The 17,320-nt window shown below is 58.9% G+C and carries 12 protein-coding genes; 5 read left to right on the plus strand and 7 right to left on the minus strand.

Going from position 1 to position 17,320, the window contains the following annotated elements; genetic code table 11:
• Positions 1-81: 81 nt before the first annotated feature.
• A complete protein-coding gene (locus AD669_RS21660; protein WP_053123500.1) occupies positions 82-3,057 on the plus strand; it encodes a membrane-targeted effector domain-containing toxin in 2,976 nt (991 codons plus the stop codon).
• A gap of 69 nt (positions 3,058-3,126) precedes the next feature.
• On the opposite strand, the gene guaA is transcribed toward AD669_RS21660, so the two are convergent.
• The 4 genes from guaA to AD669_RS21680 form a co-directional block, all read right to left on the minus strand.
• Positions 3,127-4,704, minus strand: a complete 1,578-nt coding sequence (guaA, locus tag AD669_RS21665) for a glutamine-hydrolyzing GMP synthase (protein ID WP_053123501.1) — start codon at positions 4,702-4,704, stop codon at positions 3,127-3,129.
• A 99-nt stretch (positions 4,705-4,803) separates the two neighbouring features.
• Positions 4,804-6,273, minus strand: coding sequence for an IMP dehydrogenase (gene guaB, locus AD669_RS21670; RefSeq protein WP_053123503.1), 1,470 nt, complete (start codon positions 6,271-6,273; stop codon positions 4,804-4,806).
• Positions 6,274-6,480: 207 nt separating this feature from the next.
• The gene (locus tag AD669_RS21675; protein ID WP_053123506.1) at positions 6,481-7,029 is read right to left on the minus strand and encodes a sugar ABC transporter ATPase; all 549 of its coding nucleotides are present in this window, start codon (positions 7,027-7,029) and stop codon (positions 6,481-6,483) included.
• Between the two features lie 139 nt (positions 7,030-7,168).
• Entirely contained in the window at positions 7,169-7,936 is a 768-nt protein-coding gene (locus AD669_RS21680) for a sulfite exporter TauE/SafE family protein (RefSeq protein ID WP_053123508.1), read from the minus strand.
• 100 nt (positions 7,937-8,036) lie between these two features.
• Here AD669_RS21680 and AD669_RS21685 point away from each other — a divergent pair, with 100 nt between their 5' ends.
• The 4 genes from AD669_RS21685 to leuA all read left to right on the plus strand — a co-directional run bounded on the left by AD669_RS21685 (position 8,037) and on the right by leuA (position 13,403).
• A complete protein-coding gene (locus tag AD669_RS21685; RefSeq protein WP_053123510.1) occupies positions 8,037-8,924 on the plus strand; it encodes a LysR family transcriptional regulator in 888 nt (295 codons plus the stop codon).
• 130 nt (positions 8,925-9,054) lie between these two features.
• Positions 9,055-10,434, plus strand: coding sequence for an exodeoxyribonuclease VII large subunit (xseA, locus tag AD669_RS21690; RefSeq protein WP_008082520.1), 1,380 nt, complete (start codon positions 9,055-9,057; stop codon positions 10,432-10,434).
• A 3-nt stretch (positions 10,435-10,437) separates the two neighbouring features.
• Positions 10,438-11,259 (plus strand): peptidoglycan DD-metalloendopeptidase family protein, encoded by an 822-nt coding sequence (locus AD669_RS21695; RefSeq protein WP_053123512.1) that lies wholly within the window; start codon positions 10,438-10,440, stop codon positions 11,257-11,259.
• A 464-nt stretch (positions 11,260-11,723) separates the two neighbouring features.
• Positions 11,724-13,403 (plus strand): 2-isopropylmalate synthase, encoded by a 1,680-nt coding sequence (gene leuA / locus AD669_RS21700; protein WP_053123514.1) that lies wholly within the window; start codon positions 11,724-11,726, stop codon positions 13,401-13,403.
• A gap of 212 nt (positions 13,404-13,615) precedes the next feature.
• Here leuA and AD669_RS21705 read toward each other — a convergent pair whose 3' ends face one another.
• The 3 genes from AD669_RS21705 to der form a co-directional block, all read right to left on the minus strand.
• Positions 13,616-14,407 carry an amidohydrolase gene (locus AD669_RS21705; RefSeq protein WP_053123516.1) on the minus strand — a complete coding sequence of 264 codons (792 nt, stop codon included), beginning with the start codon at positions 14,405-14,407 and terminating at the stop codon, positions 13,616-13,618.
• Positions 14,395-15,543 carry a pyridoxal phosphate-dependent aminotransferase gene (locus AD669_RS21710; protein ID WP_053123518.1) on the minus strand — a complete coding sequence of 383 codons (1,149 nt, stop codon included), beginning with the start codon at positions 15,541-15,543 and terminating at the stop codon, positions 14,395-14,397. The genes AD669_RS21705 and AD669_RS21710 overlap by 13 nt, the downstream gene beginning before the upstream one ends.
• 247 nt (positions 15,544-15,790) lie before the next feature.
• The gene (der, locus tag AD669_RS21715) at positions 15,791-17,260 is read right to left on the minus strand and encodes a ribosome biogenesis GTPase Der (protein ID WP_053123520.1); all 1,470 of its coding nucleotides are present in this window, start codon (positions 17,258-17,260) and stop codon (positions 15,791-15,793) included.
• Positions 17,261-17,320 lie beyond the last annotated feature (60 nt).

The following is a 17,320-nucleotide window of genomic DNA, read 5'->3' on the forward strand; positions in this document are numbered from 1 at the left end:
CCTCAGCCCTACAGATTCGCGCCGCTGAAAAAGCCATAGTGTTGATCAGTTTTTTACCCCCCATTTCTCAAGGAGCGAGAAGTGAATATTTCTGTAACCCTGCCCCCATCTCTGCTTCCAAACCCTGCCGATGAAAAGTCACTGCACGCGCTGGTGCTGCCGTTTACCGAGGCTTGCCCCGACTTGCACGACATGGCTCACGAAGCGGCCCAGGGCATTCTCGACAAGTACGGTATCAAAGACATCGATCCCGAAAATGTCTGGTGGCACCGCTTCAACAACACCTCCGTCAGCAGCGACAAAGCCTTTCTGGGCTGGGAGCATTACCCGTCACCTTCGGAGTCACTGACGCTGGCGGAGCTAGTGGTCAAACGCTTTCACGCTCCCGATCAGGACAATGCCGACCTCCTCGACGGCTACGGCGGCTTTTACAGCGAAGGCGCAGACGCATCGGTCTTCAACGAGACCAACGAGGTTCGCCTGCGCCCCAGCGAAGTGCTGAAAGACCTTTGGGCGATCAACTTCAGCGAACTCTATCGAACGAAAATGCAGCAGTTCTGGACGCTGCACGCCGACGATTTCCGCACGTTGGCCAAACTGAATTTCCTCGCCAAGGCCCTCGACGAACACGACGGCGAACGGCTGAACAATGAAAACCTCAAAACATTGATCAAGGCTGTGGCGAGCGATATCGCCTGGCCGGTCTCGCTGGCATTTCTGCAACGCGAAACGCCTATTGCTGACGGACTGCGAGTGAGCGCCCTGAACATCGGCGGCTACAGCGCCACGGATATTTTGTGCATCGCTGACAGCAATGGCGTGCAGATTCTCTACACCCCCGGTGAGCTCGACTGCTTCCATGTGTTCGCCACTGAGTCCGATCTGCATTGGTGGTTGTTGATGCAAAACAATCATTCGGAGAATCGCGCACGCTTCATGGCGCATTTCCCCTTGGCTGCCCAGCAACAGGACGATGGCAATATCGGTCTGAATGCCATGATCGACTTGCTGTACTCGACGTGGGGCGCCAGCGATCACCACTTGATCAACCAAAACACCACCGCAATCACAGGTGACGCGTTCAGTTGGCTACGCGACTCGGTCAAGGCGCGCATGCACAGCGATGCTGACCTTTCGCTGCATTCCAATGGTGAGCTGCGCAAGAAGATGTGGATCGGCTACCTGAACGCCTTTCTCCGGGTTTTCGGCTCCATGGCCGCCGTGGGCTGGCCCGTTGCGCTGGCAGTGGTCGGTGCGGGACTGGCCGACATGGGCATGAACATCGATCAAGCCATCAACGGCACCAGCAAGGCAGATCGCAAGGCCGGGGTGATCGGAGCGATCGCCAGCGGCATCGATGTGCTGTTCAACCTGTCGTACCTGCGTGGAGCAGCAGAAGTCGCGGAAGTTGGCGAAGCGAGCGAAATGTTTAGCGTTCAGGACGAGTTTACCGAACCCCTTATCGACGAATCGACTGCAGATATTGCAGATGTCCCGCCAATTGCGCGTTATGCCCCTGGCCCCGCTTATGGGCAACAAGGCACAGACTTACTGGAGTCTTTCGAGACCAATGAAGTGCTGGACGGATTATCGCCTGTCTCGCAAGAAGGCCAGTATCAAGGGATCTTTCAACCACCGGGTGGTGGGCACTACGTACTGATCAACGACAGTTATTACCTGGTTCGCTTCATCAAAGAGCTCAAGGGCTGGGCGATCATTGATCCAGCAAATCCTCACTCGTTCTATCGCAGTTTGCCGATTCGTCTGGATGAGGCTGGGGAATGGCAACCGATCAATCGTCCGGGCCTGATGGGCGGCGGCAAGTGCATCGGGCTGTGGCCATGGGGTCGCGCCCGAACACCGCTACCGGACGTGGACAGTCCGCCGACCGCCTACGACATTCCACCCGCTTCACGCGATGCGCTGAACGAACTCGCTCAAGGCCGGGGTACCAAATACGAGCTCAAAGATTACATGGCCTCCCTGCCAAAAACGGACGGGAGTAATCCGCACGCTGAGTTCAAGGCGTTACGCCAGACGCTATACCGCGATGCCAATGCCTTTCTGGAGTCCCACACGCTGCCAGCGCGCCCGGAAATCCCTGAATTGCCGGCGAAACTTGCGCCGAAAGAGATCATCAAGAAGCTGTATAAATCGGCGTCCGGGCTGGTCATCGGCGAAAATCACTCCAGTGTCGGCAGCAAACAGTTTCTGATCGACAACATGGCGGCACTCAGTAAACAGAACGTCAAAACCCTGTATCTGGAGCATGTGCTGACAGACTTCCATCAAGCCGATCTGGATGTTTTCAATCGCACCGGGAAGATGTCGGAAACGCTGGAAACCTACCTGAAGACCATGGACGGGGGATTCAAAACCGACACCAGCGGCCAGTACACCTTCCTCGAACTGGCCAAAGCGGCGCAAAAAAATCATATCCGCATCCAGTCGATCGATTGCCTGGCCAGCTATAGAAGCACCGGCATGAGCGGTGTCGACAAAAGCACGTTCCGCCAGAAGATGATGAATTACTTTTCGCATGAGGTGATCACGGCGGATCAGAACGCTCGTGGCGCCCATCGCTGGATCGCGCTGGTAGGCGACAGCCATGCCAATACCTGGGAAGGCGTACCGGGTTTAAGTGAACTGGAAGGCGGCATCGGCCTGCGTATAGAAAGCACCCCGGCCGGAACTGCCCGAGGCATAGAGCCGGATCCCGGGCGCATTCCGACCGACGAGTTTGCCCGCCCGTTATCGCCCGTCAAAAGCGACCTGCGCCTGCAAATCGATACCCCCGCCAGCGTTGCCTTGGCCGACTCACTGGAAAAAACACTGATCAATCCCGGCGATTGCACGGTGATGAATATCGACGACGTCGCCACGCTGATTCATCGCAGCAGCGATGGCAACATCGTACGAACGCCGATCCTCAACAAGGGCGGGTTCTATTACGTTGAACGGCCGAACTGGCCCATCAGCGGCCGACGTTACCCCAACCTTGCCGAGCTCTCGGCTGCGTTGCGGATCATGGGGTTCAAACCGATCAAAATCAGCTGACGTAAAAAAGCCCCGTGAACTCGCGTTCACGGGGCTTTTCGGGGTTAACACCGATCAATCAGACCGGGATTATTCCCACTCAATCGTCGCAGGCGGCTTGCTCGACACGTCATACGTAACGCGCGAAATGCCTTCGATTTCATTGATGATGCGGCCGGAGACGGTTTCCAGCAGTTCGTAAGGCAGGTGCGCCCAACGCGCGGTCATGAAGTCGATGGTTTCTACGGCACGCAGGGCAACCACCCAAGCGTAACGACGGCCATCACCAACAACACCAACCGATTTCACTGGCTGGAACACGACAAAGGCTTGGCTGACTTTGTGGTACCAGTCGGCTTTGCGCAGTTCTTCGATGAAGATGTGGTCGGCACGACGCAGCAGGTCGGCGTATTCCTTTTTCACTTCACCGAGGATACGCACGCCCAGACCCGGGCCCGGGAACGGGTGACGGTAGACCATGTCGTACGGCAGGCCGAGTTCCAGGCCCAGACGACGGACTTCGTCCTTGAACAGTTCGCGCAGTGGCTCGACCAGTTTCAGGTTCATCTCTTCCGGCAGGCCGCCCACGTTGTGGTGCGACTTGATCACGTGGGCCTTGCCGCTTTTCGCGCCAGCCGACTCGATCACGTCCGGGTAGATGGTGCCCTGAGCGAGGTACTTGATGTTGTCCAGTTTGTTCGACTGGGCATCGAATACGTCGATGAAGGTGCGACCGATGATTTTGCGCTTCTTCTCTGGATCGGCTTCGCCGGCCAGGTTGTTCAGGAACTGCTCTTCAGCGTTGGCGCGGATCACCTTGACGCCCATGTTCTCGGCGAACATGGCCATCACCTGCTCGCCTTCGTGCAGACGCAGCAGTCCGTTGTCGACGAAGACGCAGGTCAGTTGGTCGCCGATGGCTTTGTGCAGCAGCGCGGCAACCACCGAGGAGTCAACGCCGCCGGACAGACCCAGCAGCACGTTGTCGGTGCCGACTTGTGCGCGGATGTTGGCGATGGCGTCTTCAGCGATTTTCGACGGCGTCCACAGGGCTTCACAGCCGCAGATGTCGAGAACGAAGCGCGACAGGATGCGACCGCCCTGTTTGGTGTGGGTCACTTCCGGGTGGAACTGCACGCCGTAGTAGCCGCGAGCGTCGTTGAACATACCGGCGATCGGGCAGCTTGGGGTGCTGGCGAGGACGTGGAAGTCTTCCGGCATCTTGGTGACTTTGTCACCGTGGCTCATCCAGACGTCGAGGCCGAACAGGCCATCAGCATCGATGTGGTCTTCGATGCCGTCGAGCAGGCGGCTCTTGCCGACTACGTCAACACGGGCGTAACCGAACTCACGCAGCTCGGAACCTTCAACCTTGCCGCCCAGTTGCTCGGCCATGGTCTGCATGCCGTAGCAGATACCGAAAACCGGTACGCCCAGATCGAACACTGCCTGTGGGCAGCGCGGGCTGTCGGCGACGTGCACGGACTCGGGGCCGCCGGCGAGGATGACGCCTTTAGGAGCGAATTCGCGGATCGCATCTTCGTCCATGTCGAACGGGTGCAGTTCGCAGTACACACCGATCTCGCGCACGCGGCGGGCGATCAGTTGGGTGTATTGCGAACCGAAGTCGAGGATCAGGATGCGGTGAGCGTGAATATCGAGGGCCATGATTCAGTCTCGTCTAAGTCATTCAGAAACAGTCGTGATACAGAAACAACTCGGGGCTGAATAAAACAGCCCCGGTTGTCTAACGATTTGCTTGAAGCATCAACCTACGCGGTAGTTTGGCGCTTCTTTGGTGATCTGCACGTCGTGAACGTGGGATTCGGCCATGCCGGCGCCGGTGATCCGCACGAATTCAGGCTTGGTGCGCATTTCTTCGATGTCGGCGCTGCCGGTGTAACCCATCGAAGAACGCAGACCGCCCATCAGTTGGTGAATGATCGCGCTCAGGGTGCCTTTGTACGGCACACGGCCTTCGATGCCTTCCGGAACAAGTTTCTCGGCGCCTGCCGAGGAATCCTGGAAGTAACGGTCGGAGGAACCTTGAGCCTGGGACATGGCGCCCAGCGAACCCATGCCGCGATACGCCTTGTACGAACGGCCCTGGAACAGTTCGATTTCGCCCGGCGCTTCTTCAGTACCGGCGAACATCGAGCCCATCATCACGCAGGAAGCACCGGCAACGATGGCCTTGGACAGGTCACCGGAGAAACGGATGCCGCCGTCGGCGATCAACGGCACGCCAGTGCCTTCAAGGGCAGCGGCGACGTTGGCGATGGCACTGATTTGCGGGACGCCGACACCGGCGACGATGCGGGTGGTGCAGATCGAGCCAGGGCCGATACCGACCTTGACTGCGTCAGCGCCTGCTTCGGCCAGAGCCTTGGCAGCGGCGCCGGTGGCGATGTTGCCGCCGATCACCTGCACTTCAGGGAAATTCTGTTTAACCCAGCGAACGCGGTCGATCACGCCTTTGGAGTGACCGTGAGCGGTATCGACTACCACCACGTCCACACCGGCATTGACCAGCGCAGCGACGCGGTCACCAGTGTCTTTACCGGTACCGACAGCAGCGCCAACGCGCAGACGACCTTGATCGTCCTTGCTGGCCAGCGGGTAGGCTTTGGCTTTTTCGATGTCGTTGACGGTCATCATGCCTTTGAGGGCAAATTTGTCGTCAACGATCAGAACGCGTTCGATGCGGTTTTTGTGCAGCAACTCACGAACGTCGTTCTTGTCCGCGCCTTCCTTGACCGTGACCAGACGCTCTTTAGGCGTCATCACTTCACGGACGGTGGCTTCCAGACGGTTTTCGAAACGCACGTCACGGGAAGTGACGATGCCGACCAGGTCGCCATCGTGCAGTACCGGAACGCCGGAAATGTTGTGCAGACGGGTCAGTTCGAACAGTTCACGCACCGTGGCATCAGCCTCGATGGTGATCGGATCCTTGACTACACCGGCTTCGTAACGCTTGACCTTGCGAACTTCGGCAGCTTGCTGCTCGATGGTCATGTTCTTGTGGATAATGCCGATGCCACCTTCCTGAGCCATGGCAATTGCCAGACGGGCTTCAGTAACGGTGTCCATTGCGGCAGAAACCAGAGGAATATTCAGCTCGATGCCACGGGTTAGGCGGGTCTTGAGACTGACTTCGTTAGGAAGCACCTCGGAATAACCGGGCACTAGGAGAATGTCGTCGAATGTCAGAGCTTCTTGGCTGATACGCAGCATCGCGGGGGCTCCCGAGCGGGAAAATGGAAGCGCGCCATTATAGTCAGACACCCCCTTCGGATCAACGTAAAACTCAGTCTAATTGATATACGGAAAACCCTGTTTTTTGTAGGAGCTGCCGGAGGCTGCGATCTTTTGATCTGGCTTGTGAAGAACAACGTCAAAAGATCGCAGCCTTCGGCAGCTCCTACAGGGAATATTTGAGGGTCAGAGTTCGACTTTTACCCAACTGACGGGGAGATCGAGCCAGTCGGCGAACTCGTCGAGGAAGCTTTGTTTGAAACCCGCCTCCAGCCAATTGTTGAAGATGAAGCCGAGGTTGGAAAACCCGCACTCCTGCAAATACAGAAAGCCGTTGATGTCGTCTTCGTGCCCGCATTCCGGGCAAGTGAAGTTGTCGGTGCGCCCAGGCATCCAGTCTTCCAGGCTTTCGAACAGTGCCTCGCCGATCTCGCGACGGCATTCGGCGCAACCGGCTTCTCCGAGAAACCCCTTGGCCGGGGTATAGATGCAGCGTTTGGTGACGATTTCCAGACCGTTGATGGGCTCACCGAACGGCAACGCCTGCGGGTGCAGCACCACAGCCCGCGCGCCATCGGCAATCGCGTAAGCCATGCGATTGCCAGTGCGGCCGCAGGTGCTCAGCTCTTCCTTGACGATGTTTTTGCGCACCAGCCAGCGCACGATCGCCCGGGCCCGGGGTTCGTGCACCGGCAGGGTGGAGATTTTCGGGACGATGATGCTTTGCGAATTCATGGTGCAGCCTGCGACGTCAAATGGGATTTCTGCGGTGCTCGCTCCGCCGCCATCGCGGGCTCATGTGAACCTTGTAGGAGCAAGGCTTGCCCGCGATGGCGTCAGTGCGGCCGGCAGCTTAATCCCTGACAAAATCCGGTCAAGTGCTGAGATAGCGCCCGATCAACGCCAGCCCGCTCGCCAGCACCAGCCACGTTACCAATCGCACAAACGCCTCGCGCGACAACTTCATGGTCAACCGCCGCCCGACCCACAACCCCAACGCCATGGCCGGCAACAGACACAGCGCCAACATCAACAAGGGTAGCTCGGCATACACCCCGGCGATGGCAAACAGGCTCAAACGCACCACCGTGCTGCAACTGATCAGCGCACTTTGCGTGGCCCGCGCCGCTTCCTTCGGCAATCGGCTGTTCAAATAAATCGCATATAAAAAGCCGCCACTGCCAAACAGCGCACCAAATAACCCACCCACCGTGCCCATCGGCACTGACCAACCGGCCGACAATTGCGTCGGCCGCGCTTTCACCCACAGGCTGTAAATCGCATAAGCGCTGATAAACAACCCCATCAACAGCAACAGCAGGTCGGACTTGAGGTTGAGCAGGAAAATCACCCCCAACGTACAACCGACCGCCATACACGGCAGCAACCGCAACAGCTCCGGCTTAGCGACATCGCGCCGCGACGGCAGCAGATTGCCGAACGCCGCGACGAAATCCAGCAACACCAGCAGCGGCACGATCTTCGACAACGGCATGAACAGAATCAGAATCGGCCCCGCCACCAACGCCGTGCCGAACCCGGCGATACCGAAGACGATATAAGCCAGCACGATGCCCAAGCCGATGATCACCCAGCCTTGCGCGCCCCACGACCACTCACTCAACAAACCCGCCACGCTCATCGATGCGCTTCCTTAATAAGCCTGAGATGACTTTAGCCAGCGCCAACGCTTGCGACTAATATCTTCAAAATCGCCAAGTCATCTCGAAAAGGCATACCTGATGCTTTCCACCCGTCAATTGCGTTACTTCGTTGAGATCGCTGAATGCGGCAGTTTCAGTGCGGCGGCGGAGCGTTTGTTCATTGCCCAATCGGCGCTAAGCCGGCAGATCAAGACCATGGAGACGCACCTGCAAACGCCGCTGTTCGAGCGCACAGCACGTCAGCCGCGACTCACGGCGGCGGGCGAAGCGTTTTTGCCGCGAGCGCGTAATCTGCTGATCGAACTGAACAAGGCCAGCGTCATGGCCACCGAAGTCGGTAACGGGCAACTCGGCACTCTACGTTTGAGCCATTCCAGCACCGTGCCGATCAGTGGGCGTTTGCTCAGCGATATCGGCGCTTATCTACAGCAACAACCGGGCGTGTCGCTGGATATCGGCAAGCTGTCTTCCGAGGCGCAATTGGAGGAACTGGCCGAAGGTCGCCTCGATGTCGGTTTGCTGCGCCTGCCAGTGCTGCGTCAGCGCGAAGGCATTCAGATCGTGCCGCTGTTTAGTGAACGCCTGTTGCTGGCCGTACCGGCGAATCATCGACTGGCCACCTTGGATAAGGTGGAACTGGCGCAGCTCAAGGACGAAGCCTTCATCTCCATTCCCCATCCACAGCGCGGCGGCCTGAGCTATTTGTGCGCCGATCTGTGCATGCGCCAGGGTTTCTTCCCGAAAGCGGCGCGGGTAATGTCGCGCAAGACCACGCAATTACAATTGATTCAAGGCGGATTCGGCATTGCCCTGCTGCCGGAATCAATGCAAGACATTGCACCGAGCGGCGTACGATTTCTGCCGCTGAGCGATCCCGACTGCGAAAGCACCGTCGCCCTCGCCTACCGCCAGAATCCCAGCCCCCTTATCCACCACTTCCTCCAGACCTTCACCACTCCCCTGTAGGAGCTGCCGAAGGCTGCGATCTTTTGACCTTGATCTCAAAAACCAGATCAAAAGATCGCAGCCTCGTTTCACTCGACAGCTCCTACAGGGATCGTGCAATGACGGCGAGAATGCCTTTAAACTGCGCCCCATGATTAAAGATCCCTTTGCAAGACTTGGCCTGGACCGTGAAGTCCTGACCGTCAGCCAGCTCAATGGCCGCGCGCGGGTGTTGCTCGAAGACGTGTTCAGCAACATCTGGGTCGAAGGCGAAATCTCCAACCTCGCCCGACCGGCGTCCGGCCACATCTACTTCACCCTCAAGGACAGTGGCGCGCAGGTGCGTTGCGCGCTGTTCCGGCAGAACGCCGCGCGCGTGCGCCAGGCGTTGAAAGATGGTTTGGCGGTGAAGGTGCGCGGCAAGGTCTCGCTGTTCGAAGGCCGTGGCGACTATCAGTTGATCCTCGACACCGTGGAGCCTGCCGGTGACGGCGCGCTGCGTCTGGCCTTCGATGCGCTGAAAGAAAAACTCAGCGCCGAAGGCTTGTTCAGTGCCGAACGTAAAGTGCCGTTGCCCGCGCATCCGCAGCGTATCGGCATTATCAGTTCGCCGACGGGTGCGGTGATTCGCGACATCATCAGCGTGTTCCGCCGTCGTGCGCCGCAGGTTCAGTTGACGCTGATTCCGACCGCCGTACAGGGCCGTGAAGCCACCGCACAAATTGTTCGTGCGCTGAAAATGGCCGATGCCCGTGGCTTCGATGCGCTGATTCTCGCCCGTGGCGGCGGCTCGCTGGAAGACCTCTGGTGTTTCAACGAAGAGGCCGTGGCTCGTGCGGTCGATGCCTGCGTGACACCGATTGTCAGCGCGGTTGGCCATGAAACCGATGTGTCGATCAGTGACTTTGTTGCTGACGTTCGCGCACCGACGCCATCTGCGGCTGCCGAATTGCTCGCGCCTGATTCCAGCCATCTGATCCGCCAGGTCGAAAGCCTGCATCGCCGCTTGGTCATGCGCATGCGTGACCGTTTGATGCGTGATCGTCTGCGCCTCGAAGGCATGGCGCGTCGCCTGCGTCATCCCGGCGAACGTCTGCGCCAGCAAGCGCAACGTCTGGATGATCTGGACATGCGCATGCGCCGGGCCTTCGAGCGCAGCCTCAATACCCGTCGCGAACGGCTGATCCGTCTGGAAACCCGCCTCGCCGGGCAACATCCTGGGCGGCAATTGGCGATGTTGCGCCAGCGCCTCGACAGCCTCGCCGAACGTCTGCCGCGTGCCATGCGTGAAGGCCTGAAAAACCGTCGCCTGCAATTGCACAGTCAGATGCAGACGCTGCATGTGGTCAGCCCTTTGGCGACCCTCGGTCGTGGTTACAGCATTCTGCTCGATGAGCGCGGCCATGCGATTCGTAACGCCGCGCAGACCCACACCGGCCAGCGCCTGAAAGCCAAACTCGGCGAAGGCGAACTGCAAGTGCGCGTCGAAGACAATCACCTGACGCCTGTCACCCTTTCTTTACTGGACTGATCCATGCCGCGTTTTCTGGCTCCACTGTTTTTGCTCTGCCTGACCTTCAACGCCCATGCCGACAGCTACATCACCCGCATGCTCAACAAACCGGTGCCGGGTGGCGTCGCCGTGGTTGATCTGGGCACGGCCGCGCAGGCGCCGACCGCCACCTATCAAGGCAAACCGGTGCTGGTGGTCAAGGAACAGGACAACTGGCTGGCAATCGTCGGCGTGCCGTTGACGGTCAAACCGGGTGCGCAGCAGATCAGCAGTGGCGGGCGTAATCTGCCGTTTACTGTCGGCAGCAAGAAATACCCGGAACAGCACATCACCCTGAAGAACAAGCAGCAGGTCAATCCGGATCAGTCGAACCTCAAGCGCATCGAGGGTGAGCTGGCCGTGCAGATCAAGGCCTATCGCAGTTTCAGCCCGAATACGCCGAGCAATCTGCTGTTGGACAAGCCGGTGAACGGGCCGCTGTCGAGCAAGTTTGGTGTGCGCCGCTTCTTTAATGGTGAAGAACGCAATCCGCACGCGGGCCTCGACTTTGCGGTGCCGGCAGGTACGCCGATCAAGACTCCGGCGGCGGGAAAGGTAATTCTGATCGGCAACTACTTCTTTAATGGCAACACGGTGTTTGTCGACCATGGGCAGGGCTTTATCAGCATGTTCTGCCACATGTCGAAGATTGATGTGAAGGACGGCCAGCAACTGGCGCGTGGCGCGGTGGTGGGCAAGGTGGGCATGACCGGCCGCGCGACCGGGCCGCATATGCACTGGAATGTCAGCCTCAATGATGCGCGGGTGGATCCGGCGATTTTCATTGGCGCGTTTCAACCTTAAAAAATAGGGTGAGGCTTATGGCCTCATCGCGAGCAGGCTCACTCCTACATTGGACTGGTGTTGTGAACACGATCAACTGTAGGAGTGAGCCTGCTCGCGATGGCGGCTTATGCTGTACTCAAACACCCCTGGCACCCCATCACCCCCGATTGCGCCCCAATCAAACCTCGCGCAAATATCACAACGATCAGCGATATCCTGCGCAATAAAATACTGCAAAACCCCGCTTTCCGAGTATTCCTCTCAATTTTTTTCGACTGCTTGCCATCCTCTCCCCTCGCGGTTAGGGTTGAAGGCATGAAAACCTCTCACACCCTCATTCAGCTTCGCCAGCACCGCAGCCTGTGCCTCGTCAGCGCACGACTGCCAGGCTGAATCGCTGCGCCTCGCCCAGAGCTTTTCCCAACATATTCGTAACACCGGCAGGCCGCCTTTTTTCGGCCCAGACAATAAGGAATTTCCCGATGAGCATGCTCAAAGACCCGTCTTCGAAATACCGCGCGTTTCCTGTCATCAACCTGCCGGATCGCACCTGGCCGTCGAAGACCATCGACACCGCGCCGATCTGGTGCAGCTCCGACCTGCGTGACGGCAACCAGTCGCTGATCGAGCCGATGGACGCGGTGAAAAAGCTGCGCTTCTGGAAAACCCTGGTGCAAGTCGGCGTGAAGGAAATCGAAGCCTCGTTCCCGGCCGCTTCGCAAACCGACTTCGACTTCGTGCGCACCCTTATCGAAGAAGGCCACATCCCGGACGACACCACCATTCAGGTGCTGACCCAGGGTCGTGAAGACTTGATCGAGCGCACCTTCGAATCCCTGCGCGGCGCGAAGAAAGCCATCGTTCACCTGTACAACGCCACCTCGCCGTCTTTCCGTCGCATCGTCTTCAACCAGGACAAGGACGGCATCAAGGCCATCGCCGTGAACGCCGCCAAGCTGTTCGTCAAATACGCCGCGATGCAGCCGGACACCGAGTGGACGTTCGAATACTCGCCGGAAACCTTCAGCGCTACCGAGCTGGAATTTGCCAAGGAAGTCTGTGACGCGGTGATTGAGGTGTGGAACCCGACGCCTGAGCACAAAATGATCCTCAACCTGCCCGCCACCGTTGAGTGCGCAACGCCGAACATCTACGCCGATCAGATCGAGTGGTTCGGCCGCAACATCAATCGTCGTGACAGCGTTATCATCAGCCTGCACACCCACAACGACCGTGGCACTGGCGTTGCCGCCACCGAGCTGGGCCTGATGGCCGGCGCCGACCGCGTCGAAGGCTGCCTGTTCGGCAATGGCGAGCGTACCGGTAACGTCGACCTCGTCACCGTCGCATTGAACATGTACACCCAGGGCCTCGACCCGCAGCTGGACTTCTCCGACATCGACGGCGTGCGCAAAGTCGTTGAAGAGTGCAACCAGATTCAGGTTCACCCGCGTCACCCGTACGTTGGCGACCTGGTGCACACCGCGTTCTCCGGCTCGCACCAGGATGCGATCCGCAAAGGTTTCTCCCAGCAGAAACCGGACGCACTGTGGGAAGTGCCATACTTGCCGATCGACCCGGCCGACATCGGCCGCAGCTACGAGGCGGTGATTCGCGTCAACAGCCAGTCGGGCAAGGGCGGCATCGCGTACTTGCTGGAGCAGGAATATGGCATCAGCCTGCCGCGTCGCATGCAGATCGAATTCAGCCAGGTCGTGCAGCGTGAAACCGATCGTCTCGGTCTGGAGATGACCGCCAAGCAGATTCACTCGCTGTTGATCAGCGAATACCTGCAAGCCAACACCCCGTACGCGCTGGTCAGCCATCGCCTGCAGGAAGAAAACGGCAACAGCAATGTTGAAGTGGAAGTGGCGAGCAAGGGTCAGGGCGAAACCAACCTGCACTGGCGCGGCAAGGGCAACGGTGCGCTGGAAGCACTGGTCGCCGGCCTGCCGATTCCGGTGGAGATCATGGACTACAACGAACACGCAATCGGCGCCGGCACCAACGCCAAAGCGGCGGCGTACATCGAGCTGCGTGTGAACGGCGAACGTGCGGTGCACGGCGTGGGTATCGATGAAAACATCACCACGGCCAGCTTCAAGGCCTTGTTCAGCGCGCTGAACCGCTCGCTGAGCCAGCCTGAGGCGAAAGCGGCGTAAACGACTGCTGAAATGCAAAAGGCCCCGAAGCTAAAGCTTCGGGGCCTTTTTTGTCTGCTGACGGCGATCGTTCCCACGCTCCGCGTGGGAATGAATCAGGGGACGCTCCGCGTCCAGTGACGCAGAGCGTCACGGGCTGCATTCCCACGCAGAGCGTGGGAACGATCAGCAACCCAACGTAGGAGCTGCCGAAGGCTGCGATCTTTTGCTTTTCAGGTGAACTCGAAGGTATCGGCATCCAGATTCGCTGGAAAGCGCTCGCGATACGCCGCCAATGGCGCCGCTTCGAGCACCACCTTGAACACACCGTCCGCCTCCCCCGCCGCCAGCAAGCTCTCGCCCTGAAAATCCAGCACCTGGCTGTCACCGGTATAAGCGAAACCCTTGCCATCAGTGCCAACGCGATTCACCGCTGCCACATAACAAAGGTTTTCGATCGCCCGCGCCGGCAGCAAACGGTTCCAGTGCAAACGCCGCGCACCCGGCCAGTTCGCGGTGTACAGCAGCAAATCCGTGTCCTGCGAATCACGGCTCCACACCGGGAAGCGCAGGTCGTAGCAAATCAGCGGACGCACGCGCCAGCCCTTCAGTTCGAACTGCACCTGCCGTTCGCCGGGCGTGTAGTGATTATGCTCACCGGCCATGCGGAACAGGTGACGCTTGTCGTAATGCAGCACTTCGCCGTCCGGCCGCGCCCACAACAGACGATTACGATGGCTGCCGTCTGCCGCCTGAATAATCACGCTGCCGGTAATCACCGCATCGAGTTTCGCCGCCTGAACCCGCAGCCATTTGCTGGTCGGGCCATTCTCGGCTTCGGCGAGCGTTTCTGACTCCATGGAGAAACCGGTGGTGAACATTTCCGGCAGGATGATCAAATCCGCCCCCCGCGCCTGCTCCAGCAATTGCTCGAAGTGCTCGAAGTTGGCCTGACGATCGTGCCAGGCCAGGGTGGTCTGGATCAGCGCCAGATTGAGATCGGGTAATAAACTCAGATCACGCATAGTTTCGCCGCCGCTTCACGCAGCGTCTCCTCGCGCTTGGCAAAGCACAGGCGCACCAAGCGCTGGCCTTGCGGTGGATTCTGGTAGAACACCGACACCGGAATACTTGCTACGCCGTGCTCACGGGTCATCCACATGGCCATCTCGACATCGCTCAGATCAGGACGAATCTGCGAGTAGTCGACCAGTTGGAAATAGGTGCCCGCGACACGGCTGAAGGTGAAGCGCGACGGTGCCAGCAGGTCGCAGAACAGGTCGCGTTTGGCCTGATAAAAACCCGGCAACTCTTCGACGTGCTCCGGGTGCTCGGCCATGTAATCGGCCAGCGCGTATTGCAGCGGTGTCACGCCGCAGAAGCTGACGTACTGATGGACTTTACGCAGTTCGGCGGTCAGTGCCGGCGGCGCAACGACATAGCCGGTTTTCCAGCCCGTGACGTGATAGGTCTTGCCGAACGAGCTGACCACGAACGCGCGCTGATACAGCTCTTCGTGCGCGAGCACGCTGACGTGGGGCACGCCGTCGAAGACCAGGTGTTCGTAGACTTCATCGCTGATCAGGTAGATGTCGCGGTCGCGGATCAGCGCTGCCAGTTGATCCAGTTCCGCGCGGGTGATCAGGGCGCCGCTCGGGTTGTGCGGGGTGTTGATGACGATCATTTTCGTGCGCGGGCTCAGGGCCGCCGCGAGTTGCTCGAAATCGATGGAGAAGTCATCCGGGTTCAGTTGCACATGCACGCAACGACCGCCCGCCAATTCCGTTGCCGGTGCATAGCTGTCGTAGCATGGATCGAACACGATGACTTCGTCGCCGCTGTGGATAACCGCCTGAATCGCACAGAAGATGGCTTGAGTCGCACCGGGAGTGACGGTTACTTCGCTGTCGGCGTTGACCCGCACGCCGTAGCTGCGCGCGATTTTCAGCGCAATCTGTTCGCGCAGCGCCGGCAAACCGGTCATCGGCGAATACTGGTTGTGGCCACTGGCAATGTGCCGACCGACCGCATCGCGCAACGACTGCGGGCCGTCGAAATCAGGAAAACCCTGGGACAGGTTGATCGCGCCGGTCTGCGCCGCGAGCTGAGACATCTGCGTGAAAATAGTGATGCCGACATTCGGCAGCTTACTGGTGATCATCGGGGGTTCCCTGCTCAACACCCGGCTCTGACGACGGCGCGGGAGAGCCCGAGGATAGCCCATCCGGCGCCCATAAAAAAAGGGCGCTCTGGTGAGCGCCCTTCTTATCGCCGAACCCTGTAGGAGCTGCCGAAGGCTGTGATCTTCTGATCTTGCCTTTAAAGCAAAATCAAAAGATCGCAGCCTGCGGCAGCTCCTACAGAAGCCATTGAGCATTCCCACCCCAAGGCAGGAATGGCCACCTCAATCACTTCTTGTCGCGGCGCTTTTTGTCGGCTTTCTTGCTGTGCGACATCATCCGACGCTTCCTGTTGACCTGGCGGTCGGTCAGGGTGTTTTTGTTGCCTTCGTACGGGTTCTCGCCGCCCTTGAACTCGATGCGGATCGGCGTACCGACCAGCTTGAGCACACGACGGTAAGTATTCTCCAGATAGCGCACATACGACTTCGGCACTTTCTCGATCTGGTTACCGTGGATCACGATGATTGGCGGGTTAGCACCACCCAAGTGAGCGTAACGCAGCTTGATTCGGCGGTTGTTGACCATCGGCGGCGCGTGCTCGCCAACCGCATCTTCCAGAATCTGGGTCAGACGGTTGGTCGGCCAGCGGGTGACCGCCGACTTGAACGAGTTCTGTACCGAAGCGTAGAGGTTGCCCACGCCGGTACCGTGCAGTGCCGAGATGAAGTGGATGTCGGCGTAATCAACGAAGAACAGACGACGCTGCAGCTCGACCTTGACGAAGTCGCGCTCGCTCGGCGTCATGCCGTCCCACTTGTTGATCGCGATCACCAGCGCACGACCCGACTCGATGGCGAAGCCGAGCAGGTTGAGGTCGTGATCGACCACACCTTCACGGGCGTCCATCACAAAGATCACCACGTTGGCGTCTTTGATCGCTTGCAGGGTTTTGACCACGGAGAATTTTTCGACTTCTTCGTGGATCTTGCCGCGCTTGCGCACACCGGCGGTGTCGATCAGCGTGTACTTCTCTTCATTCCGCTCGAACGGGATGTAGATACTGTCGCGGGTGGTGCCGGGCTGGTCATAAACGATTACCCGGTCTTCACCGAGCATACGGTTGACCAGGGTCGATTTGCCGACGTTCGGACGACCGATGATGGCGATCTTGATGCCGTCTTTTTCACTCGGGCCAGGAATGCGCTTGGCTTCCTCACCTTCGGCAACGATTTCTTCTTCGCCGTCTTCCGGCTCTTCTTCATCACGCGGGAAATCACCCAGGGCGATTTCCAGCATCTGCGTGATGCCACGGCCGTGAGCACCAGCGATTGGAATCGCGTGACCCATGCCCAATGGTGCGAATTCAGCGCGGGCCATTTCCGGGTCGATGTTGTCGACCTTGTTGGCAACCACGTAGGAACGCTTGTTACGTTTGCGCAGGTGTTCGGCGATCATCTGGTCGGCGGCAGTGAAACCGGCCTTGGCATCTACCAGGAACAGCACAACATCTGCTTCTTCAATGGCCAGCAGCGACTGCTCGGCCATTTTTTCGTCCATACCGTGCTCGTCACCGGAGATACCACCGGTGTCGACCAGAATGTAGGAACGCCCTTGCCACTTGGCCTCACCGTACTGGCGATCACGGGTCAGACCGGACAAGTCGCCGACGATGGCGTCGCGAGTCCTGGTCAGGCGGTTGAACAAGGTGGACTTGCCGACGTTCGGTCGGCCCACCAGGGCGATTACGGGAACCATGCGGCTCTCCACTTCGTTATTTCAGAAAATACAAAAGCCGCTGCGAGGCAGCGGCTGGTG

Origin of the sequence: Pseudomonas sp. P1.31 (genome assembly GCF_001269815.1) — a bacterium.
GTDB classification, from domain to species: domain Bacteria; phylum Pseudomonadota; class Gammaproteobacteria; order Pseudomonadales; family Pseudomonadaceae; genus Aquipseudomonas; species Aquipseudomonas rustica.